We start from the raw sequence: 24981 nt of genomic DNA on the forward strand, positions 1-24981 counted from the left end.
GCCGTCCGCCCAGCCGTCCGCCCGGCTTCGCCGGGCGGACATGAGGCGGCCTTGGGGGATTCCCCGTGATCGACGCCGATTGACGGAAGATCGTGGGGAATCCAGGCTGGGAGCATGGATTCCCTGGAGCCTTTGGGCGGAGCCGAGTTCGCCCCGACGTCGACCTACCTCAACACCTCCGCCTGCGGCCTGCTGCCCCGCCGCACGATCGAGGCGGTCGTCCTGCTCGCCGAGGAGACCGCGGCCGGCCGGGCCGAAGGCGCCGGCAGTTTCGGCGTCGTCGACGAGGCCCGGGCCGCCTTCGCCCGCCTCGCCCACGTCACCCCCGACCGGGTCGCGGTCGGCAGCTCGGTCTCCGTGCACGTCGGCATGGTGGCGCAGTCCATGCCGGCCGGCGCCGAGATCCTCTTCCCGGAGGGCGAGTTCTCCTCCGTCATCACCCCGTTCACCGTCCGCGGCGACCTGAAGATCCGTTTCGTGCCGCTGGAGCGGCTCGCGGAGTCCGTACGGCCCGGGACCGGGCTCGTCGCCTTCTCCGCGGTGCAGTCGTCCGACGGGCGCACGGCCGACTTCGCCGCGATCCGGGCCGCCGCGGCCGCGCACGGCGCCCGCACCCTGCTCGACGCGACCCAGTCGGCGGGCTGGCTGCCGTTGTACGCGGGGGACTGGGACTTCACCGTCTCCGGCGGCTACAAGTACCTGCTCTGCCCGCGCGGCGCGTCCTTCCTGACCGTCACGGGGGAGGCGCAGGACGCGCTGCTGCCCATCCACGCCGGCTGGGTCACCGGTGAGGAGCTGTGGGTCAACAGCTACGGCCCGGTGCGTGAACTGGCCCGCTCGGCGCGGCGATTCGACGAGCCCCCGGCCTTCCTGTCGTACCACGGCGCGGCCCGCTCGCTCGCCCTCCTGGAGGAGATCGGCATCGAGCGCATCGAGGCCCACAACAAGGCCCTCGCCGCCCGCTTCCGGGACGGGCTCCTCGCGCTCGGCCACACCCCGGTCGCGGACGACTCGACGGTCGTCGGCATCCCGGGCCTCGGCGGCCGCCGCGAGGCGCTCGGCGAGGCGGGGATCCTGCTCTCGGCCCGTGACGGCAACCTGCGGGCCTCGTTCCACCTCTACAACTCCTCGGCCGACGTGGACCGGGCCCTGGAGGTCCTGGCCGGCTGACCCACGGCACCTCCCCGGCCCCGCCCACGGCACCTCCCCGGCCCCGTCCACGGCACCTCCGCGGCCTCGGCCGGGGCAGGCGCCCCGGCTGCCCGCGGAGCCTCCGTCACCTGGGCCGGGCGGACTCGGCCTGGGCGGCCGCCTCGGCCGCCTAGCCTCCGTGGCTCCGGCCCGGGCGGATGCCTCGGCCGCCTAGCCTCCGCCGCTCCGGGGCCCGGGCGGCCGCCTACGGAGCCTCCGCCGCCCCGGCCCGGGCGGGCGCCTGGGCCGGCTCCGGTACGCACTCGCCCGCCTCATGGCAGAGGTTCTCCTCCAGGCGGGCGAGGAGCCGGCCGAGGTCCGCGCGTTCGCCGGGGGTGAGGCCGGTCAGCGAGTGCTCCTCCAGGTCGCGCCAGACGCCCTCGACGCGGGCGCGCAGCGTTTCGCCCTCCTCCGTCGCCTCGACGAGCACGGCCCGCCGGTCGGCCGGGTCGGGACGGCGGCGGACGTGCCCGCACTGCTCCAGGCGCTGGAGCATCTTCGTCACGGTCGAGGGGTCGAGCCCGAGCGACTGGATGAGGACGGACTGCCGCACCGGCCCGCAGTCCCAGAGCGCCATCATCAGGAACTCCTGGCCCGGATAGAGACCCAGCTCCTTCAGCCGCCGACCCGCCGCGATCCGGTGCAGCCGGGCCACCCGGGACAGCGCGTGGCTCACCGGCCCGCCGCGGGCGGCGGAGGGCAGATGGTCCACCGGGGTGGTGGTACAGAAGGGGTCGTTTCCAGACATCGCGGGCTCACTCCTCGGGCGCGGTCTCGTCGTGCGAGCTCTTTCACCAAGATTACCTTGGCTGGCCAAGTAAATGGGTTACAGTGGCTTCGCGGCCAGATAGTTGGCCGACCACATAATTCCTGAGGGGACAGCCATGACCACCGCCTTCGACCCCGTCGACCTCGCCGGCACGCGCCTCGTCAACCGCATCGCCATGGCCCCCATGACCCGGAGCCGGGCCGAGGCCGCCCGCCGTGTCCCCACCCGGCTGACCGCCGAGTACTACGCCCAGCGCGCCTCCGCCGGCCTGATCATCACCGAGGGCGTCCAGCCCACGGCCGTGGGCCAGGGCTACCCCGCCACCCCCGGACTGCACACCGCCGAGCAGATCGCCGCCTGGCGCGAGGTCACCGACGCCGTCCACGAGCGCGGTGGGAGGATCTTCGCCCAGCTGATGCACGCGGGCCGGATCAGTCACCCCGACGTCCTCGGCGAGGGCCTCCACCCGGTCGGCCCGTCCGCCGTCACCCCCGCGGGGCAGCTCTTCACCGGTACCGGGCTCACCGACTTCGTCGCCCCGCGCGAGCTCACGGCCGACGAGGTGCTCGAGACGATCGAGGGCTTCGCCGCCGCCGCCCGCAACGCGGTCGAGGCCGGCTTCGACGGGGTCGAGGTGCACGGCGCCAACGGCTACCTCGTCCACCAGTTCCTCGCCACCGGCTCCAACCACCGTACGGACGAGTGGGGCGGCCCGGTCGAGAACCGCATCCGGTTCGCCGTCGAGGTCGTCAAGGCCGTCGCCGACGCCATCGGCCCCGAGCGCACCGCGCTGCGCATCTCCCCGGCGAACCCGTACAACGACATCGCCGAGAGCGACACCGACGAGCTCTACGCGGCCCTCGTCACCGCGATCGACCCGGTCGGCATCGCCTACCTGCACCTCACCGAGGCGGTGCCCGGCATCCGGGAACTGACCGTCGACCTGCGCAAGCGGTTCTCCGGCACCTTCGTGCTCAACCCGCACACCGAGGGCCCCACCGGCCCCGAGGCCCTCACCCTGATCGAGGACGGCACCGCCGACATCCTGGCCTACGGCGCCCTCTTCCTCGCCAACCCGGACCTGCCGGCCCGGCTCCTGGCCGGCGGCCCGTACAACACGCCCGACAGCGCAGGCTTCTTCGGCGGCGACCACCGCGGCTACACCGACTACCCGTCGCTGTAGCCGCCGCCGGGGCGGTCGCGCGGGGCTACCAGGCCTCCGTGACCGCCCGGCTCGCGCCCTCCAGGTCCACCGAGCGGCCCGTCTCGGCGAGCGCCGAACCCAGCGCCGCCAGCGAGGACCGCACGGCGCCCGGGGCCGCGTCCACGCCGTAGTGGTTCACCCGGATCATCTCCTTGGACAGCGCCCCGCCGCCCGCGATCAGCGGCAGCGACGGGTCCGCCGCCAGCGCCTTCGCCACCAGTTCGGAGGCGTCCACGCCGGCCGGGACGCGCAGCGTCGTCGCGACCGGCGCCGCGTCCACCGCCCTGTGCACGTACGGCTCCAGCCCGCCGCCCAGCGCCAGCGCGCCCGCGCGGGTCGCCGCCGCGGCGGAGGCGTGACGGGCCATCAGGGCCGCCGGCCCCTCCGTCTCGATCCGCTCCAGGCAGGCCTCCAGGGCCAGCATCTCCAGCTGCGCCGGAGCGTGCAGCAGCGCCTTGCGGCCCCCGTCGATCCAGCGCTCCTTCCAGTCCAGGAGGGAGAGGTACGAGCGGCGCGGCGCGGCCGGGTTGGCGGCGAAGCGCTCCCAGGCCCGCGGGCTCACCGACACCGCGGAGACGCCCGCCGGGCCGCCCATCGCCTTCTGCGCGCCGATGATGCACATGTCGACGCCCCAGGCGTCCGGCAGCACCGGCTCGGCGCCGATCGACGCCACCGCGTCCAGGTAGAACAGCGCGTCGTGCGCCCGCACCACCTCACCGATCTCCGCGACCGGATTGGTGTTGCCCGTCGCCGCCTCCGCGTGCACCAGCGACACGAAGTCGATCTCCGGGTGCTCCTCGAAGGCCCGCGCCACCTGCTCGGCCGTCACCGCCGCGTGGAACGGCACCTCCAGGTCCACGACCGTGGCGCCGCAGTCCCGCAGCCAGTTGCCGAAGGTCTGCCCGTACGGACCGGTGACCACGTTCAGCGCCGTCGAGCCCGCCCGCGCGCCGCTGCGGATGCAGCCCTCCAGCGGCAGCAGCGCCTCGCCCTGGGTGATCACCACGTCCTGCTCGGTGGAGAGCAGCGCGGCGACCCGCCGCTCGATCGTCGCGAACTGCGCGGCGGTCAGCGGGGCCAGGTCCAGGAGCGGGTGTGTCACGGTCACGGCGGTGCCTTCTTCGGAGTCGAATGCGTGTTGCGTACATCGGGATCGAGCTGGTGCCAGCGTAAGGGCTCCGCCCGCCGCCGGGCGGGACGCCCCGACCGCCGCAGGCCGCGGGCCCGGACCGCCGCAGGCCGCGGACGCCGGGACGCCCCCGCCGTCACGGCGCCGTCCGGAACGTGTCACAGAGCGCGTACCGGCGGGCTCCGACGCTTCCCCCGGGGCTCCGCCGGTGGGATGTTGCGGTCCGGAGCGGACCCGCGGGGGGCCGCCCGGAGCGAACGGGGTGGACGCCATGGTGCGGAGCAACGGCAGAACCGGCAGAACCGACGGATCCCACGGTGCCGGCCGGACCGGCGCGAACGGCCGGCAGCGGGCGCGCCGGACGGCCCTGATCGCCGCTGCGCTCGCCGTCACCGCACCGCTGACCCTCGGCGCCGCGTGTGCCGCCGGAGCCGAGGGCGGACCGGGGACGGCCGCCGTTCCGACGGCGGTGCGGGCGGCCGCCGGGCCCGGCGTACCGCGGCCGGCCGTGGACCGCCCGATCGTCTTCGCCCGCTACAGCGCGGCGGCCTCCATCGAGGACCTGTACGCGATCGCCCCGACCGGCGGCGCGCCCGTCAAGCTCACCCACACCCCCACCGTCAGCGACGTGATGCCCAGCTGGTCCCCGGACGGCAAGCGGGTGGCTTTCCTCCGCTACGGGGCCGGCGGCGCGATCGACGGCATCTGGACGATGAAGAGCGCGGGCGGCGACCTGAAGCCCGTTCCCGGCACCGAGGGCGCCTCCGACCCCGCGTGGTCCCCGGACGGCAAGCGGATCGCCTACTCGCGGCCGGTCGGCACCCAGCGCGAGATCTACGTGGCCGACGTCGACGGCACCCCCGCCACCCGGCTCACCCACACCGCGGCGGACGAGTTCCACCCGACCTGGTCGCCGGACGGCGGGTACCTGGCGTACAGCCGCGCGGACGGGACCGGGAACAGCAGGCTGATGCGGATCCAGGTGTCCACCCTGGTGCAGACCCCGATCACCCTGGCCGGCTCCCACGACTGGACGCCCGACTGGTCGCGCGGCAACCGGATCGTCTTCAGCCGGGTCGACCCCACCGGTTTCGCCCACCTCTACGTCGTCCGCCCCGACGGCGGGGGAACGCACCGCATCACCTCGGCCCGCGCCAACGACAAGAACCCCTCCTGGTCGCCGGACGGCAGGCGTCTGGTCTTCACCCGCGGCGGCACCGACGACGCGGACCCCGAGCACCTCTTCCTGGTCCGGGCCGACGGCACCGCGCTCACCCAGCTCACCAAGGCGGACACGCACGACCTGCAGGCCGACTGGCGCCCGTAGGAGCCCCGGCCGGCCCCGTGCGAACGTGACGCACACCGCCGCCCGGGTCCCGGGCGGCGGCTCGTAGAGTGCGGGTATGAGCGATCACGTGGTGCTGCATGTGAAGGGGCGGGTGCTCGTCGGCCCGGAGGACGTCCGGGACGAACTGTGGTGCGTCGACGGGCGCGTCACCTTCGAGCGGCCCGCCGGCCCGGCCCGGGACGTCCTGACCGTCGAGGGCTGGGTGCTGCCGGGTCTCGTCGACGCCCACTGCCACGTCGGACTCGACCGGCACGGACCCGTCGACGAGGCCACCGCCGAGAAGCAGGCGCTCACCGACCGGGACGCCGGCACCCTGCTCATCCGCGACGCGGGCTCGCCCTCCGACACCCGCTGGATCGACGCGCGCGAGGACCTGCCGAAGATCATCCGGGCCGGCCGGCACATCGCCCGCACCCGCCGCTACATCCGCAACTACGCCCACGAGATCGAGCCGGACGAGCTCGTCGCCTTCGTCGGGCGCGAGGCGCGGCGCGGCGACGGCTGGGTCAAGCTGGTCGGCGACTGGATCGACCGCGACCTCGGCGACCTGGCCCCGTCCTGGCCGCGCGCCGAGGTCGAGGCGGCCATCGCCGAGGCGCACCGGCTCGGCGCCCGGGTCACCGCGCACTGCTTCGCCGAGGACTCGCTGCGCGACCTGGTCGAGGCGGGCATCGACTGCATCGAGCACGCGACGGGCCTCACCGAGGAGACCATCCCGCTCTTCGCCGAGCGCGGGGTGGCGATCGTCCCCACCCTCGTCAACATCGCGACCTTCCCGCACCTCGCGGACGGCGGCCAGGAGAAGTTCCCGCGCTGGTCCGCGCACATGCGCCGGCTCCACGAGCGCCGCTACGACACGGTCCGTGCCGCCTGGGACGCGGGCATCCCGGTCTTCGTCGGCACCGACGCGGGCGGCTCCCTCGCGCACGGCCTGGTCGCCGCGGAGGTCGAGGAGCTGACCAAGGCGGGCATCCCCGCCCTGGACGCCCTCGCGGCCACCGCCTGGCGCGCCCGCTCCTGGCTGGGCCGCCCGGGTCTGGAGGAGGGCGCCCCGGCAGACCTGGTCGTCTACGGCGAGGACCCGCGCGCCGACGTCCGCGTCCTCGCCGCGCCCCGGCGGGTGATCGTCAACGGCCGGGTGATCGGCTGAGCCCCACCCGGACCCGACCCGGAGCCCCACCCCCGGCCACCCCGGCCCCACCGGCCACCCGGAGCCCCGCCCGCCGGCCGGGGGGCGGCCCAGGCGGCGGGGGCGGTCCCGGGACGTGCGGCACCGGGCCGCGCGGCAGCGGCCGGGCTCAGGTCAGCCCCTGCTGTAGAAGGCCAGTCGCGCCTTCTTCGCCGGGATGAACACCTCCGGCAGGTCCACCTCCGGCAGCACGACCTCAGGGCCCAGCTCGAACCCGGCCCGCACGAGCCGGGCGATCGCCTTCTCGTTGGCGGCGTCCGGCTCGCCCACGATCCGGGTGCGCCCGGCCAGCGCGAAGTCGATCAGGGCCGTGAGCATCCCCTCCGTGAAGCCCGGCTCCGGGGCGGCCGAGGGCGCGACGAACAGGTGCACACCGATGTCGCCCGGCCGTGCCTCGTAGCACTCGGAGACCCGGTCCGCCTCGGGGTCGTAGGTCTGGAAGATCCCGACCGGCTCGTCGTCCCGGTGCACCAGGAAGCCGTGGTGGGTGGTGAGCGAGTCGAGGTGCGCGTAGATCTCCCGCACCTGCTCGACGGTCGTGCCGTTCATGCCCCAGAAGCGGGCGCGCTCCTCGTTCACCCAGCGGTGGACGAGTGCGGCGTGGCGTTCCGGGTCGATGCGGTCGACGCGGACGGTGCCGAAGCCCTCGACGGCCTGGACGTGCTCAGTTCTGCTCATGTTCTTCCTTCACGAGGTCGTTCCAGTCGGTGACGACGGGGGCGAGTTCGCCCCGCAGCCAGAGAGGCAGCTGGTCGCGGTGGTGCGGGTCGCCGGGCACCCCGGAGGCGCCGAACGGCACGACCCACAGGCTCCGTTCGCGGTCCGCCAGGTCCCACACGTAGCGGGCGGCGGACGCGCGGGCGCTGCGGTCGGTGAAGCCGGGGACGCTGGACGTCGACAGCACGCAGTCGTGGTCGCCGGCGAGGCCCGGCCACCGGGCGTCGTCCTCGTCCTCGTCCGGCAGCGCCTGCCAGGGCGCGAGCCGGTGCGTCACGCCCCACGCGGGCGGGGCGTCGGCGGCCCCGACCTCCTCCAGGGACTCGCGCACGATCCGGCGTACGTCCCCGGGCGGTACGGGCCCGGCGACGAGCAGCGTCTCCAGGGCGTACGCGACCCGCGCGCCGAGCGCCAGCCAGGGCCGGAACACCTCGGGGTACGGCTCCGGTTCGCGGAGCGCGACGAACGCCTCGTGCGCGGCGAGCCGGCGGACGACCGCTCCGCGCACCGCGGCGTAGAGACCGGCATCCGTGCTGTCGGCGTCCATCCGCCGGTCCCAGGCGAGCAGCGTGCCGCGCACCGCCCGGGCGCCGGCGGACAGCCCGTCCTCGGCGGTCTCCTCGACCGCCCGGAGCAGCCGGCGCGCGGACGGGACGTCGGTGTCGGTGTGGACGGCGGCCGTCGCGGCGGGCGTCCAGGACGCGGAGGCGTCCAGCAGGTCGGCGATCCGCCCGGCCCGGTGGGGCGGGGCGAACTCGACGCCCAGGGGCGCGGCGAGCCCCCGCTCGTTGGCCATCACCGCGTACCCCTCGACGTCGGCCCGGGGGGTCGGTGCGGGCCGCGGTGCCCACGCGTGGCCCGCCTCCCAGGCGGGCACGACGCGCAGGGAGTTGGCCCGGTCGCGCACGGGCACCCAGCCGGCGACCCGGTGCAGCAGCCCGCCGTCGGCATCGGCCGCCTGCACGACGTTGACGGGTTCGACCCACCGGTCCTGGGCCCGGTCCACGTCCGCCACCGAGCGCGCGGCGAGCAGCGCGGGCAGCACGGAGAACCCCAGTTCGCCGGTGACGCGCGGCGGGTGGCGCAGGCTGATCGCCTGCCACTCGACGATCTCGCCACCGGGCTCGCCGACGGCGCCACCGGTGTCGGGGCCCGGGCCGCCGCCCGCCGCCGTACCGTCGCCCCCGGCACCGATGATGACGGGCCCGCGCGCCGTCTCGACCACCTCGATCCGGACCGGCACGTCGGCGTCCTTCACGCGCACCGACTCGGTGTGCGTGGTGGCCGGTTCCCAGCCCTCCGGGCCGAGGGCCTCCACGCGGCCGTCGGGGTGGCGGCGGAGCCGCTCGCGGTAGAGGTCCTGGTAGTCGGCCATCGCGTTGGTGATGGCCCAGGCGACCCGGCCGGTGTGGCCGAAGTGGGCGAGGCCGGGGATGCCGGGGACGGCCAGGCCGAGGACGTCGTACTCGGGGCAGGCGAGCCGGATCTGCTGGTAGACGCCGGGCGCCTCGATGAAACGGTGCGGGTCGCCGGCCACGAGCGGCGCGCCGCTCGCCGTGCGGCTGCCGGAGACGACCCAGCCGTTGGAGCCGGCGGTGCCCGGGCCGTCCGTGGCGAAGAGCTCGGTCCACTCCTCGCCGAGCCGCCGCGTGACCTGCTCCCGCCACAGCTTGGTGGGGAATCCGGCGAAGAGGATGTGGGTGGACAGCCACACCGCGAGCGGGGTCCAGGGCTCCCAGCCGCCCGGTCGCAGACCGGTGCGGGCGAACTCGGGCGCGCGGGCGGCGCCGGCCGCCAGGCCCTCGTTGACGCCGTCCACGTACGCCCGGACCCACGCCGCCGTGTCCGGATCCAGCCGGTCGTGGCAGCGGCGCGCGGTGTCGGCCAGCCGGGCCTGGCGTACGAAGGTGTCCCAGCCGGTCTCCGTCTCGCCGAGGAACTCCGCCGTCGTGCCCTGGGCCCGGTGCCGCTCGACCTCCAGCTGCCAGGCCCGGTCCCGGGCGGTCACCAGGCCCTGGGCGCGGGCGAGTTCGCGCGGGTCGGCGGCGCGCAGATGCGGGACGCCCCAGGCGTCCCGGTGGACCTCGATGCTCACTGCGTACCGCCCGATCGGCTCATGGTTTCTTAGGTTAGGCTGACCTAAATTAATCTACAGGACCTCCGGGGGAGGGGAGCGCGGTGGTCGCACCGGTCACGGCTGGGAGGGCCTCGTCCTCGTCGAAGGAGCGGGTGCGTGTCCTCGGCTACTGGCGGCCGCCCCGCGAGGGCGCCGCGTCGCGTGCGTCGGGTTGACGGTCCGTTACCCCAGCCCGCCGCCCGTCGTTTCCCACTTCTCCCAGGTGGGCGCCCTGGCGGTCGGAGATGCCGCGACGTACGGGGCGTGCGGGAACGCCTGTGTCGTTAGATTCGAAAATGAGCACGGAAACCACCCTTTGGGGTGAACTCACGCCGGGTGTCTGTCAGTTCACCCACAGTGCGTAAAGATTCCGGTGTCTCAAGTCGCCGGCGCCGCGACGACCCACAGTCCCCGTGGCGAGCGGCCGGCGACGCCAATGTCTCTCGTGGGGGTTCCACGTCGTGAACAGCAACACCTTCCGCCTGCCCGCGCGCCGTACCGCCGCCGCGGCCGCCGTCGCCGCCCTCGCCGCGGGCCCCCTGGCCCTCGCGGCCCCGACCGCCCACGCCACGGGCGGCACCGGAGGCGAAGGCCACGCCACCGCGGTCGTCCTGCGCACCACCCTCGACGTCGACCTGCTCGACAAGACGGTCAACGTCCCCGTGCGCGCCTCCCTCAACGAGGTCGAGGCCCCGGCCAGCGCCGAGAAGACCGCGCTCAGCGTGAAGGTGAAGGGAGCGGAGGAAGGGCAGCCCGTCGACATCCTCACGGCGGACGTCGCCACCTCCGAGGCGACCGTCGGGGGGACCACCGCCAAGGGCTACGTCAACCTGGCCAAGGCCCGGATCCACGTCCCCGGACTCCCGCTGCTCTCCCTGATCGAGCTGGAGAAGGTCACCTCCCAGGCCGTCTGCGAGGCCGGCAAGCACCCGGTCGCCGAATCCAACCTGCTCGGCCACGTCACCGTCCTCGGCAAGAAGACCACCCTCTCGACCGGCGGGCAGACCAAGGTGGCCGTGCCCGGCGTCGGAGAGGTCGTCCTCGACCTCTCCCGTACCTCCACCACCTCCCGCACCGCCGCCGCCACCGCGCTCGAACTGTCGGTGGAGGTCAATCCGCTCAAGCTCAACGTCGCCGAGGTCAAGGGCAAGGTCACCCTCGCCGAGGCCACCTGCACGACCCCGGCCGGGAACAGGCCGACCCAGCGGCCCAGCGAGCAGCCCTCGCAGCAGCCGTCCGAGCAGCCCACGACGCGGCCCAGCCACGCCACCGGCGTGACCACGAACAACGGAGGCACCACCCCCACCGAGAACCTCGCCGCGACCGGCGGCAGCTCCATGACCCCGTACCTGGCCGGCGGCGCGATCGTGCTGCTCGGCGTGGGCGGCGGCGCCCTCGTTCTGGCCCGCGGCCGGGCCCGCGCCCGCGGCTGACCGGCCCGAGGGGACAGCAGGACCAGGGGGACCAAGGGGAACGGCAGAGGGGCGGCGCCGTACGGCACCGCCCCTCGTCCCCGCCGGCGACCTCCGGTCAGCCCAGCAGCAACAGCGCCTGGTCCAGTGCCTGCAGGAACCGGTTCGTCGTCACCCGGTCCCGCACCGCCAGCCGCAGCCAGTTCCGGTCGAGCCCCGGGAACGTGTCCCCGCGCCGCGCCGCGAAGCCCAGCGACCGCAGCCGCTCCCGCACCGCGTCCGCGCCCTCGATCCGGACCAGCACGAACGGCGCCTCGGCCGCCGCCACCACCCGCACCTCGTCGAACTCCGCGAGGCCGGCGAGCAGGTGCGCCCGCTCCACACCGATCCGGTGCGCCGCCTCCTCCGCCTCCATCAGCGCCAGCGGCGCCATGCAGGCCTCCGCCGCCACCAGCGCCGGCGTCGACACCGGCCACAGCGGCTGGACGCGCTCCAATGCGGCGATCGTCTCCGGCTCGGCCAGTACGTAGCCGATCCGCAGCCCCGCGAGGCCCCAGGTCTTCGTCAGGCTGCGCAGCACCACCAGGCCCGGCACGTCCGTCCGCGAGGCCAGCGACTCCCGCTCGCCCGGCACCGCGTCCATGAAGGCCTCGTCGACCACCAGCCACCGCCCGGGCCGGGCGAGCGACGCGATCGCGGCCGCCGGGTGCAGCACGGAGGTCGGGTTGGTCGGATTGCCGATCACCACGAGATCCGCGTCCTCCGGCACCGCCGCCGGATCCAGCCGGAAGCCGTCCTCCTCGCACAGCAGCACCCGCTCCACCTCGTGCCCGGCGTCCCGCAGCGCGGCCTCCGGCTCGGTGAACTGCGGATGCACCACGACCGGCCGCCGCACCGGCAGCGCCCGCGCGAGCAGCACGAACGCCTCCGCTGCGCCCGCCGTGAGCAGCACCCGGCGGGCCGGCAGATCGTGCCGCTCGGCCACGGCCGCCCGCGCCGCCCGGCCGTCCGGATAGGCCGCGAGGCCCGTGAGGGAGTCGGCGATGCGCTCCCGCAGCCACTCCGGCGGTGTGTTCGTCCGCACGTTCACCGCGAGGTCGATCAGCTTCTCGTCCCGGACCTCGGCGTCGCCGTGGTGTCTGAGATCGTGCGCGTCAGCAGAAGTGTGGGTGTCCATGGCCGCCGTCGTGTGGGGGGTGGGGATGGGGATGGCGCGTGTGGGGGATGTCTGGCGCTCGCCACCGATGTACCCGTGAGTATCGGGCAACAACCGTGCGGTTGGGGAGACTTCGTTCGGACGAAGTGGTACGGATCGGGCAATGGCGCAGGTCACACGCCTGCTCTTCCGCTTCGGCACCAGCAGCACCGCACCCGGCCCGGCCCCGCGCAGCGCCGCGGCCTCCGCCACCGACGCCGTGCCCGTCGCCGCCAGCGACCGCCCGGACGGATGCGGCACGTCCACCGCCGCCAGCTCCGCGCTCCCGAACGCCCGCACCGGCACCCCGAGCCGGGCCGCCGCCCCGGCGATCCCCGGCTCCGCCGCCCGCGCGTCGAGCGTCGCGAGCGCCTTCACGTCACCGGCGGTCACCCCCGCCTCCCGCAGCGCCGCCCCGACGAGGTCGAGGACCTCGGCCGCGGCCACCCCCGACCGGGCCCCGACGCCGACCACGACCGGCGCTGCGAGGTGCGCGGGAGAGGCGCCATCCGATAGCAAAGGCCCATGGCTGTAGTCGTCGCGCTCGGCGCGTTCCTCATGACGCTGTTCGGCGGCTGGACGGCCCAGCGCGTCACCGACCGCCGCCACCTCGTCCTCGGCCTGGCCGGCGGACTCATGCTGGGAGTCGTGGGCCTCGACCTGCTCCCCGAGGCCCTGGAGGCCGCCGGCGGGACGCTCTTCGGCGTCCCCGAGGCCCTGCTGCTCTTCGTCGGCGGCTTCCTCTTCGCCCATGTGGTGGAGCGGCTCCTCGCCGTCCGCCGCGCGGCCCACGGCGTCGAGGCCGGGGACCGGGTCCCCCAGGTGGGCCTCACGGCGGCGGCCGCCATGGTGCTCCACAGCCTCATGGACGGCGTCGCGCTCGGCGCGGCCTTCCAGGTCAGCGGTGGCATGGGCGTCACCGTCGCGCTCGCCGTCATCACCCACGACTTCGCCGACGGCTTCAACACGTACACGATCACGACGCTCTACGGGAACGCCCGCCGCAAGGCCGTCGCCATGCTCGTCGCCGACGCCGTCGCCCCGGTCGTCGGCGCCGGCCTCGCCACCCTGTTCACCCTTCCGGAGGAACTGCTCGGCGCCTATCTCGGCTTCTTCGGCGGTGCCCTGCTCTACCTCGCCGCCGCGGAGATCCTCCCCGAGGCCCACCACGAACACCCCGCCCGCACCACCCTGCTGTGCACGGTGGCGGGCGTGGCCTTCATCTGGCTCGTGGTGGGTCTGTCCGGCGGCTGAGCTCACCCGCAGCGCTCCACGAAGCGCGCGGCGGCCGCCGGCGCTCCCGCCCAGTGGGTGTGCACGTAACTGGCGTGCACCCCGCCCTGGACGAAGCCCTCGACCCTCGGCTCCGGCTGCCGCAGCCCCCACGCCGGCTGCGCCCCGGCGCCCGGCTCGATCACGGTGCGGTGGAACTCGTGCCCCCGCATCAGCGTCCCGGCGACCGCCAGCACGCCGTCGCTCACGGCGACCGCGTCGCGGTACCCGAGCGTCAGCCGCGAGGACATCCGGGCGTCCGCGTCGAGCACCCCGCACATCGGGCGCCCGTCCAGCGACCGCGCCAGGTAGAGCAGCCCGGCGCACTCGGCGGCGACGGGCGCGCCGGACGCGGCGAGGTCGGCGACCGCCTTGCGCAGCGCCTCGTTGGCGGACAGCTCCTCGCCGTACACCTCGGGGAAACCGCCGCCTATGACGAGCCCGCGCGTCCCTTCCGGAAGGGCCTCGTCCCGGAGCGGGTCGAAGGCGACGACCTCGGCGCCCGCGGCGGTGAGCAACTCCGTGTGCTCGGCGTACGAGAACGTGAAAGCGGCCCCGCCGGCGACGGCGACGACGGGCCTGCGGCCCGGCCCGTCCGCCGTCCGCGGCGCGGTGGGCGCGTGGTGCCCACCCTCCTCCGGACTCCGTCCGGGGAGACCGCCGCCCTGCGGAACGCCTGCCACCGACGCGGCGGCGTCCCACGGTTCGGCGTGCAGCTCCGGGGCGCTCCGCGCAAGCGCCAGCAGCCCCTCCAGGTCGCAGCCCCGCCGCACCTGCTCCGCCTGCGCGGCCACCGCCTCGACCGCGGCCGCCTGCCGCTCGGCGACGGGCACCAGACCGAGGTGCCGCGACGGCGTGGCGACGGCGGGCGCGCGCCGCAGGACGCCGAGCACCGGCACCCCGGACTCCTCCAGCGCCTCCCGCAGCAGCGCCTCGTGCCGGTCGGTGGCGACCTTGTTGAGGATCACCCCGCCCAGCCGCACCCCCGGGTCCCAGGACGCGAAGCCGTGCACGAGCGCGGCGACCGACCGGGACTGCGAGGAGGCGTCCACGACGAGCACCACCGGCGCCCGCAGCAGCTTCGCGACCTGGGCCGTGGAGGCCAGTTCGCCCTGGCCCGCGGCACCGTCGTACAGGCCCATCACGCCCTCGACGACCGCCAGGTCGCAGCCCCGCGCGCCGTGCGCGAAGAGCGGCGCGATCCGGTCCGTGCCGCACATGTACGCGTCGAGGTTCCGGCCCGGGCGGCCGGTGGCGAGCGCGTGGTAGCCCGGGTCGATGTAGTCCGGGCCGACCTTGTGCGGCGAGACCGCCAGACCACGGCCGGCGAACGCGGCCATCAGGCCGGTCGCGACCGTGGTCTTGCCCGCGCCCGAGGAAGGGGCGGCGATGACCAGACGTGCTACCACTCGATGCCCCGCTGGCCCTTCTGACCCGCGTCCATCGGGTGCTTCACCTTCGACATGTCGGTCACCAGGTCCGCGAAGTCCAGCAGCTCCTGGGGGGCGTTGCGGCCGGTGATGACGACGTGCTGCCGACCCGGGCGGTCCCGCAGCACCTCGACCACCTCCTTGGTGTCGATCCAGCCCCAGTGCAGCAGGTAGGCGAACTCGTCGAGGACGTAGAACGTGTACTTCTCCTCGGCGAGGTCCCGCTTGACCTGCTCCCAGCCCTCGCGCGCCTTCTCCTCGTGCGACTGCTCGCCCTCGGCGACCTCGCGCTGGATCCAAGACCAGCCCTCGCCCATCTTGTTCCAGACGACCGTGCCGCCCTTGCCGGTCTCGCCGAGCGCCTTCAGCGCGTTCTCCTCGCCGACCCGCCACTTGGCGGACTTGACGAACTGGAACACCCCGATCGGCCAGCCCTGGTTCCAGGCGCGCAGCGCCATCCCGAAGGCGGCGGTGGACTTCCCCTTGCCGACGCCCGTGTGCACCATCACCAGCGCACGATTGCGACGCTGACGGGTGGTCAGTCCGTCGTCCGGAACGACGGTCGGCTGTCCCTTAGGCATTACGCGGCCCTCCTGGCAGAGTGATTGCCCTGTACGTCCCTGACGAGCCCGGCGATCGAGTCGGCGCGCAGCTCGTCCAGGGTGACGGCGGTGCCGTCCAGTTCACGGGCGAGGTTCCCGGCGAGGCCGAGCCGCACCGGTCCCGTCTCGCAGTCCACGACCACCGCGGCCGTGCCGTCGGCGGCGTGCAGGCGGGCCGCCCGCGCGGCCAGCGCCACCGGGTCGGCTCCGCCGCCGGTCGCCCGGCCGTCGGTCACGACGACGAGCAGCGGGCGCCGGGAGGGGTCGCGCAGCCGCTCCACGCGCAGCACGTCGTGCGCCTTGAGCAGGCCGGCGGAGAGCGGCGTACGGCCCCCGGTGGGGAGCTGTTCGAGCCGGGCCGCGGCCGCGTCCACGGACGAGGTGGGCGGCAGGGCGACCTCCGCGGTCCGGCCGCGGAAGGTGACCAGGCCGACCTTGTCGCGCCGCTGGTAGGCGTCGAGCAGCAGGGACAGGACCGCGCCCTTGACGGCGCTCATCCGCTGCCGCGCCGCCATGGAGCCGGAGGCGTCGACGACGAACAGGACCAGATTGCCCTCGCGGCCCTCCCGGGTCGCCTGCCGCAGGTCGTCCCGGCGCACCACCAGGCCCGGGCCCGAGCGCCCGCGGGCCCGCTGGTGCGGCGCCGCTGCCTGCACGGTCGCGGCGAGGTGCAGCTTCGTCAGCGCGCCCCTGGGGCGGATCGCACCGGTGGTCCGGCCGTGCTCCGTACGGGCCCGGGACCGGCGCCCGGCCGCGCCTTCGCCGAGTCCGGGCACGCTGAGCATCTTCGTACGGAAGGGCTCGGCGGCCTTGACGGCGGCGCGCTCCCCGGCCTCGGCGGCGTCGTTCCGGGGCGTGGGTGCGGGGGTGTTCCCGGGAGCGTTCCCGGGGACGTCGGAGGCGTCCTCGGGAGCGGGCCCGTCCCCCTGCGGCGGAATGCCACCGCCGCCGCCGGGACCCCCGTCGCCCGGGCCCTGCGGGTCCGGGTCGTCGTCGGGCTCGTCGTCGCCCGTGAACTGCTCCAGGGTCTCGTCGAGCTTGTCCTGGTCGAGGCCTGGCGCGTCGAAGGGGTTGCGCCGGCGTCGGTGGGGGAGGGCCAGCAGGGCGGCCTGGCGCACGTCCTCGGAGGTGACCTCCGTGCGTCCCGCCCAGGCCGCGAGCGCGGTCGCCGTCCGGGCCATCACGATGTCGGCGCGCATGCCGTCCACCTCGAAGGCGGCGCAGGTCGCCGCGATCTGCAGCAGCACCGCGTCCCCGAGCGTCACCTCCGGCAGCAGCGTCCGCGCGGCGGCGATCCGCTCGCGCAGCGCGGCCTCCTCCTCGGCCCACCGGGCGGCGAAGGCGGCCGGGTCGTCGTCGAACGCGAGCCGCCGGCGCACGACCTCCACCCGCTGCTCGGGCTCCCGGGAGGCCGCGACCTCCACGGTCAGCCCGAAGCGGTCGAGCAGCTGCGGCCGCAGCTCGCCCTCCTCGGGGTTCATCGTGCCGACCAGCAGGAAGCGGGCGGCGTGACGTACGGAGACGCCCTCGCGCTCGACGTACGAGGAGCCCATGGCGGCGGCGTCGAGCAGCAGGTCGACGAGGTGGTCGTGCAGCAGGTTGACCTCGTCGACGTACAGGATGCCCCGGTGCGCGTCGGCGAGGAGTCCCGGCTCGAAGGCCTTCACGCCCTCCGCGAGCGCCCGCTCGATGTCCAGCGCGCCGACCAGCCGGTCCTCGGACGCGCCCACCGGCAGCTCCACCATGCGCGCGGGCCGCGCCTCCCGCGCCCCCTCGCCGTGCGGGCCGTCCGGGCAGCCGGGGTCGGGCGAGGCCGGGTCGCAGCTGAAGCGGCAGCCCGCGACCACCGCGACCTCCGGCAGCAGCTCCGCGAGCGCGCGGACCGCCGTGGACTTGGCGGTCCCCTTCTCACCGCGGACCAGCACACCGCCCACCGCGGGGCTGACGGCGTTCAGCAGCAGCGCGAGCCGCAGGTCGTCCATGCCGACGACGGCGGTGAACGGATAGCGGGTACTCATCGGGTGGTCACTCCTTCGAGTCGTACGGGGATCGGGGCGGGCGGTGCGAGCGGGGCGGTCACGGCGCCCCCGGCGGCACGAACGGCAGCCCCTGCGGTGCGCCCCGCTCGATCAGGCGGAGCAGCGCGTCCGTGTCGGCGTGCTCCTCGATCAGGTCGCCGAGGCGGTCGAGCTGCTCCTCGCGGAGGGTGCCGAAGGAGGTGTCGGGAGCCGGGACGAAGCGGCGCCCGGCGGCCGCCGCGACCTCGCGGAGGAAGGCGCGGCGGAAGGCGTCGCTCTCCAGGGAGCCGTGCCAGTGGGTGCCCCAGACCGCCCCGACGCGGCAGCCGTCCAGGAACGGCTCGCCGCCCAGGACCTCGGCCACGCCGTGGTGGATCTCGTAGCCCTCGACCCGCTCGCCGAGTGCCTCGCCCACCGGCCGGGCCAGGGTCTTCTCCTGCGCGAAACGGACCCGCACGGGCAGCAGCCCGAGGCCGTCGACAGTGCCCGCCCTCGACTCGACCTCGTCGTCGATGCGCTCGCCGAGGGCCTGGAAGCCGCCGCAGATGCCGAGCACCGGGCGCCCTTCGGCGGCCCGCCGGGCGAGCGCGTCGGCGAGACCCCGCTCGCGCAGCCAGGCGAGCGCCTTGACGGTGCCCCGGGTCCCCGGCACGACGACCAGGTCCGCGTCGACGAGTTCCTCGGGCCGGTCCACGAAGCGGACGACGACGCCCGGTTCGGCGGCGAGCGCGTCCACGTCGGTGAAGTTGGACATCAGCGGCACGGCGCAGACCGCGACCCGCAGCACGTCCTCGCCCAGCGGCGGCGCCACGACCGACTCGCGCACGGCGCCCCGCAGCGAGACCCGCAGGCCGTCCTCCTCGTCGATGCCGAGACCGTGCGCGTACGGCAGGACGCCGAAGGTCCGGCGCCCGGTGAGGCCGTGCAGCATGTCGAGCCCGGGTTCGAGCAGGGTCACGTCACCGCGGAACTTGTTCACGAGATAGCCCGCGACGAGCTCCTGGTCCTCGGGTGAGAGCAGCGCCGTCGTCCCGAAGAACTGGGCGAACACCCCGCCCCGGTCGATGTCGCCGACCACCACGACGGGCAGCCGCGCGGCCCGCGCGATGCCCATGTTCACGATGTCCGTGCGCCGCAGGTTGATCTCGGCCGGACTGCCCGCCCCTTCGCAGATCACGGCGTCGTACGTGCCCCGCAGTTCCTCCAGGCATGCGAGGACCGGCTCGAACAGCTCCTCCCGCCGTCCTCCGGCCAGGCCCTTCCCGGAGGACGACCCTGCGGACTTCCCGAAGAACCCGCGCGCGCTGAGCTCGCCGACCGGCTTGCCCATGAGCACGACCTGGCTGGAGCGGTCGCTGCCGGGCTTCAGCAGCACCGGGTTCATCAGCGCGCTGGGCTCGACCCGCGCCGCCTGCGCCTGCATGGCCTGCGCGCGCCCGATCTCCGCGCCGTCCCGCGTGACGAAGGAGTTGAGGGACATGTTCTGCCCCTTGAACGGCGCGACCTTCACGCCCCGCCGGACCAGCCACCGGCAGATGCCGGCCGTGACGACGCTCTTGCCCGCGTCGGACGTGGTTCCGGCGACGAGCAGCCCCCCACCCCTCATACGTTCCTCCGCTTCCTCAGCGCACTCGCGATCATGCGGCCGCCCGCACAGGCGGCCAGGGTCAGCCAGGTCACCCGGCGGGACAGCGCGACGGCCCGGTCGATGTCGGCCACCTCGACGGCCCGCCCGGTCCCGTTGAGCACGGGCCGGTGCTCGACCCGCCCGCCGTACGACAGGGTCCCGCCGAGCCGTACGCCCAGGGCACCGGCGAACGAGGCCTCCACCGGCCCCGCGTTCGGGCTCGGATGCCTCCCGGCGTCCTCGCGCCAGGCCCTCACCGCCCCGCGCGGGTCGCCGCCGGCGACGGTGGTGAGGACGGCGGTGAGCCGGGCCCCCGGCCAGCCGGCGAGGTCGTCGAGCCGGGCCGAGGCCCAGCCGAAGCGCCGGTACCGGGCGGACCGGTGGCCGACCATGGCGTCCAGGGTGTTCACCGCCCGGAAGCCGAGCAGGCCGGGCACGCCCGCGACCGCGCCCCAGAAGAGGGCGCCCACGACGGCGTCGGAGGTGTTCTCGGCGACGGACTCGACGACCGCGCGGGCCATCGCGGGCCCGTCGAGCGCCTGCGGGTCGCGGCCGACCAGGTGCGGCATCCGCTCCCGGGCCACCTCCAGGTCACCGGCCCGGAGCGCCCCGCCGATCGCGCGGGCCTCCCGCCCCAGGGTCGTACCGCCGACGACGGCCCACACGGAGGCGGCGGTCAGGGCGACGGAGGCGGCGCGGCTGCCCCGCGCGGTACGGGCGGCGAGGACGCCGAGCGCCACGGTGCCGCCCGCGCAGACGGCGGTGTGCAGGGCGCCCCGGCCGCGGTCGTCGCGCCACAGCACGCGTTCGACGGCGCCGGCCGCCCGGCCGAACGCGGCGACGGGATGGCCACGGCGCGGATCGCCCACGAGCAGGTCGACGACGAGGCCGGCCGCCGCTCCGTACGCGAAGACGCGCGTGGCGGGGGCGGGCATGCGGGCACGGGAAGGTCGGGGGCCGCGGCCGGGCATGGCACTGTGTCCTCACTCAGGGTCCGCGCCCTGGCTCGACGTGACCGGCGGCGAGAGTTCCTGACTCCCGGCCCCTCGGGACCGGTCACAGTGGCGGGACCGTGCCGGATTCGCACCGGACTTCCTCTGCTTGCCGCCGTAATGGCCTCGGCAGTCCACCACGCCCCGCGAACAACCGTCAACTCACCCTTGACCTGCGTCGCGTCACTGTGCGAAGCACCACAAACACGGCGGCCGGGCGGCCCCGCACCCGAAGGTGGGGACCGCCCGGCCGGACGGTGCGCCGAGCGTCAGATGACGATCAGGTAGATGCCGTACGCCACGGCCGCCGCGCACAGGGCGAAGCAGAGGTAGGCGCCGGTGCGGGCCAGGGTGGCGGAGCCGCCGTTCGCCGCGGCCTCCTCCTGCTTGCCGAGGCCGACGACGCCGAGGGTGAAGAGGCCCACGAGCGCGACGGTGGCCACGAGGCTGACTCCGAAGACGGAGCCGAGAGCTGCCCAGTCGATCTTCATGCTTGGTTCCAGTTCCTTAGACCGCGGCGGCGGGGGCCGGGGGAGCGGCGGGGTCCGTCGGGCCCGGGGCGGGGATGGTGGTCTTCAGGTCCTCGTCCGCGACGGCGGCGACGGAGCCGGCCGGCGGCGGGGTGACGGCCGCGATGGCGGTGGTGACGACACCCGCGGGCTCGGTGTCCAGGTCGTCCGCGGTCACGTTGTGGTGGTCGACCGGCTTGCGGCGGGACAGCGACCAGATGACGCCGGAGCCCGCGACCAGGAGGACCGCGACGGCGGCGATGCCCCAGGTGCCCTGCTTGGTGAGGAACTCGGCGGCGGCGCCGACCAGGCCCGCGGCGGGCAGGGTCAGACCCCAGGCGACGAACATCCGGGTGGCGGTCGACCAGCGGACGACACCGCCCTTGCGGCCGAGGCCCGCGCCCATCACGGCACCCGAGCAGGACTGGGTGGTGGAGAGGGAGAAGCCCAGGTGGGACGAGGCCAGGATGACCGTCGCGGCGCTGGTCTGGGCGGCGAAGCCCTGCTGCGGCTGGAGGTCGGTGAGGCCCTTGCCCATGGTGCGGATGATGCGCCAGCCGCCGAGGTAGGTGCCGAGCGCGATCGCCATGCCGGCGGACACGATGACCCACATCGGGGGGTTGGAGCCGGGGGCGAGGACGCCGCCGGTGACCAGGGCCAGGGTGATGATGCCCATCGTCTTCTGGGCGTCGTTGGTGCCGTGGGCGAGGGAGACGAGACCGGCGGAGGCGATCTGGCCGGCCCGGAAGCCCTTGGCCGTGGCCTTCACACCGGGCTTGGCGCCGATGCGGTACGTCAGCTTGGTGGCGGCGGCCGCGGCGAGACCGGCGACGATCGGGGCGGCGACCGCGGGGATGAGGACCTTGGTGACGATGGTCGATCCGTTGACGGCCGACCAGCCGGCCGACATCACGGCGGCGCCGATGAGGCCGCCGAAGAGCGCGTGGGAGGAGCTCGACGGGAGGCCGAGCAGCCAGGTCAGGAGATTCCACAGGATGGCGCCGACGAGCGCCGCGAAGATCACTTCGGTGCGAATGCCCTCTTCGTTGATGATGCCGCCGGAGATCGTCTTGGCGACCTCCACGGAGAGGAACGCACCGACGAGGTTCAGCACGGCGGACATGGCCACCGCCGTCTTGGGCTTGAGAGCACCGGTCGAGATGGTCGTCGCCATCGCGTTGGCGGTGTCGTGGAAACCGTTCGTGAAATCGAACACGAGAGCTGTCACGACCACAATGGCGAGCAGCAGCGTGATGTGTTCCATTTACCCAGGCAATCGTTTGACGTCAGTGGCACGTTGAACGTAGGCAACCTGGGTGAACGGAAGGTGAACTGGGTCGGGCGACGTGGTGTCCCGAACCAGGTTCCGGAGATTCCGCTTACGGGTCGGGCGGACGCGCTGTCCACGATGTGGTCGCCTGCGACCCCGGGTAAACCGTGCCGTTCCGGGCCTCACGCAACGCGCGTAGCTTCCTCCCCTCTCGCCCCGTATCGCCCCGTGGACCACTTCAGCCGCACGGAGGACCCGGAAACGAGACCCACGTCACTCGAAGGATCCCCCGCCCGGTGGCGCGTCGCGGGCGGGCTGCCGACACTGGGAGCGTGCGCCCGGCTACAGCGACGGCAGTGGCCGTCACCACGGTGATCGGTCTCGGCGCGGCCGCGGTTGCGGCCGGCCGGTACGCCAGCGACGTCGCCCTCGGGGTGCCCTCGGGGCGCCCCTTCCCCGGCGATCCCAAGCTCACCGTGCACAGCACGGGACCGGGCCGGATCACCCTGACCCGCAGCCTGGCCTCGCTGCGCCCCGGCACGTACGGCATCGAGGCCGACGGTCTGCACGCGGTCGTCGGACCGGTCCTCGACCGCGTCCCGCACACCGCCGACACCGTCGTACGCCGCCTCGAACGCGTCGAGCTCGGCACCCTCGGCCCCGGCGTCCGGGTCCGCTTCACCCCCCAGCTGCACGTCGGAACCCCCGGGACCGCCCTCGGCCTCTCCTACGAGGACGTGGAGATCCCCGGCGAGCTCGGGGCCCTGCCCGCCTGGCTCGTCCCCGGGGCCCGCTCCACCTGGGTGATCGCCCTGCACGGCCTCGGCACCACCCGCGAGCAGCCACTGAACCTGCTCCCCTTCCTCCAGCGCCGGCAGATCCCCGTCCTCCTCCCCGCCTACCGGGGCGACGCCGGGGCGCCCGCCGCCCCCGACGGGCTCGGCCACCTCGGCGACTCCGAGTGGCGCGACGTCGACGCCGCCATCCGCTACGCCGTCCGGCGCGGCGCCGCCCAGGTCGTCCTGCACGGCTGGGGCTCCGGCGCCGCCATGGCCCTGCACGCCGCCGCGAGCTCCGGCGTCCGCGACCGCATCCGCGGTCTCGTCCTCGACTCCCCGGTCCTCGACTGGGAGGCCACCCTGCGCAACCTGGCCGCCGCCCACCGCGTGCCCGGCCCGCTGCTCCCGCTCGCGGTCCGCGCCGCCCAGGGCCGGACCGGATTCCACGGCGACCGCCTCCAGGAGGCCGCCGCCCCCGGCGCGCTGCGCGTGCCCACCCTGCTCTTCCACGGTCCCGACGACACCATCGCCCCCTGGGGCCCCTCGCAGCACCTCGCCGAGCTCCGCCCGGACCTCGTCACCCTCACCTCGGTCCGCGACGCCCCCCACGCCGCCATGTGGAACGCGGACCCCCTCCGCTACGAGGAGGCCGTCCGCCGCTTCCTCACCCCGCTCCTGTAGCGCACGGCCCCGAGAGGCGCCCCGGAGGCCGGGAGGGCTCCGTTCCGCCCGTCCTGGGCCCCCCGCCGGGGGCGAAGCCCCGGCCGTGCGGCGGCGTTGCGGATTCCGATTGGGCTTTCGGGCCGTCAGCGGGAAGACTGCCCCCGTGACGTCTCGAAAGCCCGATGAACCATTGGCGCGCAACTCCAGACTCCGACTCGTCCGTCCGCGGGCCCTCGCCACCGCGCGAAAGGCCGTGACGACCCGGCGTACCCGCCCGGCGCCCCGGCCGCCGGAGGGGACGCCGCCCCGCGCGGAACTGGCCCTCCAGGCGCGGGCCGTGCTCGCAGACGCGGTCCGGATCGCCCGCTGGGCGGCCGTCGACCGGCAGGCCGAGACCGCACCCCCGGACGGGGAACGGGCAGCCGCCGCACTGGATCTGACGCCCGGGCAGGTCAGGGCCGGCTGGGACCGGGCCCGGCTCGCCGGACTCGTCGAGCTGCACGGCGACACCGCCCGCCCCGGCTGGCGGCTGCAGGCCTGGGACCGGGACGACTCCGCCGTGCTGCGCGGCTGGGTCGCACTGTTCGACGCCTGGTCCCTGGTCCACCCGGCGCCCGAGGACGTGGCGCCGGGCGCCGTCGCCGAGGTCGTCGAGGCCGTCCCCCAGGTCCTCTCGCTGCTCCAGCTCTCCGCCGGGCCCGTGGCGGTGCCGAGCCTGCTCGACCTGCTCCGGCAGCGCGTCGACGAGCTGCGCGAGGAGCGCTGCGAGGTCCCGGTCCCCGACGCCGCCGTCGAGCCGGCCCCGGCCGCCGAGGGCCTGCCTCCGCTGCTCGACTGGGCCCTGGAAGGCCTCGCCGCCGTCGGCGCCCTGACCCTCGGCGCGACCCCGGAGGGCGGCCGGCAGGCCACCCTGACCCCGCTCGGCAACTGGGCGGTCTGGGTCAAGCTGGAACAGATCTGCGTCGCCGCCCAGAGCCCGGCCGGCAACATCGAGCAGTCCGCCGAGGACATGCTCCGCGGCTGCGCCCGGCTGACCCCGGGCCCGGCCCGCGACGAGTACCGCGCCTGGCTCGCCGCCCGCACGCTCTCCAGCGCGGTCGCCGAACTGCTGGCCGTCGCCCGCGGCGAGGACGCCCTGCTGCGCGGCCTCGCCTTCGAGGCCCTGCGGGTCGTCGGCGCCCCGGCCGAGCCCGAGGTCCGCGCCGCCGTCGCCGAGCCGTCCCTCCGCCCGTACGCGCTGCTGTGGCTCGCCGAGTACGAGGGCACCGACCCGGACGACGCCCCCGAGGTGCTGACCCGCGAGGAGGCCACCTGGCTCTGGGTGGACACCGCGGCGGCCGTCGCCGACCACGGCGAGAGTGCCCTGCTGGTGCGGCACCTGGACTCCGCCGTGCAGGGCACCGTGCCCGCCCTCCTCGACGAGGTCCGGGCCGTCGGCCATCCGCGCACCGTCCAGGTCCTGGTCGCCCTCGCCGCCGCCCACCCCGACCCGTCCCTCGCGAAGGCGGTCCGCCGGGCCGCCTTCCAGGTCCACACGGGCGGCGCCTGA

At 75.1% G+C, this 24981-nt stretch carries 20 protein-coding genes and 1 riboswitch; of the genes, 8 read left to right on the top strand and 12 right to left on the bottom strand.

Going from position 1 to position 24981, the window contains the following annotated elements:
• Positions 1-114 precede the first annotated feature (114 nt).
• On the top strand, positions 115-1170 hold the full coding sequence (locus ACIRQF_RS25755) for an aminotransferase class V-fold PLP-dependent enzyme (RefSeq protein ID WP_389754356.1): 1056 nt from the start codon (positions 115-117) through the stop codon (positions 1168-1170).
• Between the two features lie 226 nt (positions 1171-1396).
• On the opposite strand, the gene ACIRQF_RS25760 is transcribed toward ACIRQF_RS25755, so the two are convergent.
• Positions 1397-1939 carry a MarR family winged helix-turn-helix transcriptional regulator gene (locus ACIRQF_RS25760; RefSeq protein WP_404095360.1) on the bottom strand — a complete coding sequence of 181 codons (543 nt, stop codon included), beginning with the start codon at positions 1937-1939 and terminating at the stop codon, positions 1397-1399.
• A gap of 136 nt (positions 1940-2075) precedes the next feature.
• Here ACIRQF_RS25760 and ACIRQF_RS25765 point away from each other — a divergent pair, with 136 nt between their 5' ends.
• Entirely contained in the window at positions 2076-3143 is a 1068-nt protein-coding gene (locus ACIRQF_RS25765; RefSeq protein ID WP_382480645.1) for an alkene reductase, read from the top strand.
• Between the two features lie 25 nt (positions 3144-3168).
• Here ACIRQF_RS25765 and ACIRQF_RS25770 read toward each other — a convergent pair whose 3' ends face one another.
• Positions 3169-4266 (bottom strand): pyridoxal-phosphate-dependent aminotransferase family protein, encoded by a 1098-nt coding sequence (locus tag ACIRQF_RS25770; protein ID WP_404095499.1) that lies wholly within the window; start codon positions 4264-4266, stop codon positions 3169-3171.
• A 298-nt stretch (positions 4267-4564) separates the two neighbouring features.
• Between ACIRQF_RS25770 and ACIRQF_RS25775 the strand changes: the two genes are divergently transcribed.
• Positions 4565-5620 carry a hypothetical protein gene (locus ACIRQF_RS25775; RefSeq protein ID WP_382480643.1) on the top strand — a complete coding sequence of 352 codons (1056 nt, stop codon included), beginning with the start codon at positions 4565-4567 and terminating at the stop codon, positions 5618-5620.
• A 76-nt stretch (positions 5621-5696) separates the two neighbouring features.
• Positions 5697-6791, top strand: coding sequence for an amidohydrolase family protein (locus ACIRQF_RS25780; RefSeq protein ID WP_376629795.1), 1095 nt, complete (start codon positions 5697-5699; stop codon positions 6789-6791).
• 153 nt (positions 6792-6944) lie between these two features.
• Here the strand turns inward: ACIRQF_RS25780 and ACIRQF_RS25785 are convergent, their stop codons facing one another.
• The gene (locus tag ACIRQF_RS25785; protein WP_389754346.1) at positions 6945-7508 is read right to left on the bottom strand and encodes a GNAT family N-acetyltransferase; all 564 of its coding nucleotides are present in this window, start codon (positions 7506-7508) and stop codon (positions 6945-6947) included.
• On the bottom strand, positions 7495-9642 hold the full coding sequence (locus tag ACIRQF_RS25790) for a penicillin acylase family protein (protein WP_404095364.1): 2148 nt from the start codon (positions 9640-9642) through the stop codon (positions 7495-7497). Before ACIRQF_RS25790 ends, ACIRQF_RS25785 begins: the two co-directional genes overlap by 14 nt.
• Positions 9643-10124: 482 nt before the next feature.
• Here ACIRQF_RS25790 and ACIRQF_RS25795 point away from each other — a divergent pair, with 482 nt between their 5' ends.
• Positions 10125-11096, top strand: a complete 972-nt coding sequence (locus ACIRQF_RS25795) for an SCO1860 family LAETG-anchored protein (protein WP_404095366.1) — start codon at positions 10125-10127, stop codon at positions 11094-11096.
• A 97-nt stretch (positions 11097-11193) separates the two neighbouring features.
• Here ACIRQF_RS25795 and cobC read toward each other — a convergent pair whose 3' ends face one another.
• Positions 11194-12717, bottom strand: coding sequence for an Rv2231c family pyridoxal phosphate-dependent protein CobC (cobC, locus tag ACIRQF_RS25800; protein WP_404095369.1), 1524 nt, complete (start codon positions 12715-12717; stop codon positions 11194-11196).
• 78 nt (positions 12718-12795) lie between these two features.
• Between cobC and ACIRQF_RS25805 the strand changes: the two genes are divergently transcribed.
• Positions 12796-13524, top strand: a complete 729-nt coding sequence (locus ACIRQF_RS25805; protein WP_404095372.1) for a ZIP family metal transporter — start codon at positions 12796-12798, stop codon at positions 13522-13524.
• A gap of 2 nt (positions 13525-13526) precedes the next feature.
• Here the strand turns inward: ACIRQF_RS25805 and ACIRQF_RS25810 are convergent, their stop codons facing one another.
• The 7 genes from ACIRQF_RS25810 to ACIRQF_RS25840 form a co-directional block, all read right to left on the bottom strand.
• Positions 13527-14951, bottom strand: a complete 1425-nt coding sequence (locus ACIRQF_RS25810) for a cobyrinate a,c-diamide synthase (protein WP_404095374.1) — start codon at positions 14949-14951, stop codon at positions 13527-13529.
• Entirely contained in the window at positions 14945-15553 is a 609-nt protein-coding gene (cobO, locus tag ACIRQF_RS25815; RefSeq protein WP_376629808.1) for a cob(I)yrinic acid a,c-diamide adenosyltransferase, read from the bottom strand. Before cobO ends, ACIRQF_RS25810 begins: the two co-directional genes overlap by 7 nt.
• Entirely contained in the window at positions 15553-17592 is a 2040-nt protein-coding gene (locus ACIRQF_RS25820) for a putative cobaltochelatase (RefSeq protein WP_404095376.1), read from the bottom strand. Before ACIRQF_RS25820 ends, cobO begins: the two co-directional genes overlap by 1 nt.
• Before the next feature lie 58 nt (positions 17593-17650).
• Complete coding sequence (locus tag ACIRQF_RS25825; protein ID WP_382480634.1) at positions 17651-19198, bottom strand: cobyric acid synthase; 1548 nt, start codon at positions 19196-19198, stop codon at positions 17651-17653.
• Positions 19195-20154, bottom strand: coding sequence for a cobalamin biosynthesis protein (locus ACIRQF_RS25830; protein ID WP_382480632.1), 960 nt, complete (start codon positions 20152-20154; stop codon positions 19195-19197). The genes ACIRQF_RS25825 and ACIRQF_RS25830 overlap by 4 nt, the downstream gene beginning before the upstream one ends.
• Before the next feature lie 67 nt (positions 20155-20221).
• Positions 20222-20365, bottom strand: a riboswitch (cobalamin riboswitch).
• Between the two features lie 115 nt (positions 20366-20480).
• The gene (locus tag ACIRQF_RS25835; RefSeq protein WP_376629816.1) at positions 20481-20702 is read right to left on the bottom strand and encodes a hypothetical protein; all 222 of its coding nucleotides are present in this window, start codon (positions 20700-20702) and stop codon (positions 20481-20483) included.
• Between the two features lie 16 nt (positions 20703-20718).
• On the bottom strand, positions 20719-21984 hold the full coding sequence (locus tag ACIRQF_RS25840; protein ID WP_376629818.1) for an anion permease: 1266 nt from the start codon (positions 21982-21984) through the stop codon (positions 20719-20721).
• A gap of 338 nt (positions 21985-22322) precedes the next feature.
• Between ACIRQF_RS25840 and ACIRQF_RS25845 the strand changes: the two genes are divergently transcribed.
• Both ACIRQF_RS25845 and ACIRQF_RS25850 read left to right on the top strand, forming a co-directional pair.
• Positions 22323-23450: an alpha/beta hydrolase gene (locus ACIRQF_RS25845; RefSeq protein WP_404095379.1), complete on the top strand. Its 1128-nt coding sequence runs from the start codon at positions 22323-22325 to the stop codon at positions 23448-23450.
• Between the two features lie 145 nt (positions 23451-23595).
• On the top strand, positions 23596-24981 hold the full coding sequence (locus ACIRQF_RS25850) for a hypothetical protein (RefSeq protein ID WP_376629822.1): 1386 nt from the start codon (positions 23596-23598) through the stop codon (positions 24979-24981).

The sequence above is a fragment of the Streptomyces sp. NPDC101191 genome (assembly GCF_044767915.1).
Taxonomy (GTDB): Bacteria; Actinomycetota; Actinomycetes; order Streptomycetales; family Streptomycetaceae; genus Streptomyces.

Bases quoted from the DNA above. Each gene is read 5' to 3' on its own strand.
- ACIRQF_RS25755 (WP_389754356.1), top strand. From the start codon at position 115: ATGGATTCCCTGGAGCCTTTGGGCGGAGCCGAGTTCGCCCCGACGTCG.
- ACIRQF_RS25760 (WP_404095360.1), bottom strand. From the start codon at position 1,939: ATGTCTGGAAACGACCCCTTCTGTACCACCACCCCGGTGGACCATCTG.
- ACIRQF_RS25765 (WP_382480645.1), top strand. From the start codon at position 2,076: ATGACCACCGCCTTCGACCCCGTCGACCTCGCCGGCACGCGCCTCGTC.
- ACIRQF_RS25775 (WP_382480643.1), top strand. From the start codon at position 4,565: ATGGTGCGGAGCAACGGCAGAACCGGCAGAACCGACGGATCCCACGGT.
- ACIRQF_RS25780 (WP_376629795.1), top strand. From the start codon at position 5,697: ATGAGCGATCACGTGGTGCTGCATGTGAAGGGGCGGGTGCTCGTCGGC.
- ACIRQF_RS25785 (WP_389754346.1), bottom strand. From the start codon at position 7,508: ATGAGCAGAACTGAGCACGTCCAGGCCGTCGAGGGCTTCGGCACCGTC.
- ACIRQF_RS25805 (WP_404095372.1), top strand. From the start codon at position 12,796: ATGGCTGTAGTCGTCGCGCTCGGCGCGTTCCTCATGACGCTGTTCGGC.
- cobO (WP_376629808.1), bottom strand. From the start codon at position 15,553: ATGCCTAAGGGACAGCCGACCGTCGTTCCGGACGACGGACTGACCACC.
- ACIRQF_RS25820 (WP_404095376.1), bottom strand. From the start codon at position 17,592: ATGAGTACCCGCTATCCGTTCACCGCCGTCGTCGGCATGGACGACCTG.
- ACIRQF_RS25825 (WP_382480634.1), bottom strand. From the start codon at position 19,198: ATGAGGGGTGGGGGGCTGCTCGTCGCCGGAACCACGTCCGACGCGGGC.
- ACIRQF_RS25830 (WP_382480632.1), bottom strand. From the start codon at position 20,154: ATGCCCGCCCCCGCCACGCGCGTCTTCGCGTACGGAGCGGCGGCCGGC.
- ACIRQF_RS25835 (WP_376629816.1), bottom strand. From the start codon at position 20,702: ATGAAGATCGACTGGGCAGCTCTCGGCTCCGTCTTCGGAGTCAGCCTC.
- ACIRQF_RS25840 (WP_376629818.1), bottom strand. From the start codon at position 21,984: ATGGAACACATCACGCTGCTGCTCGCCATTGTGGTCGTGACAGCTCTC.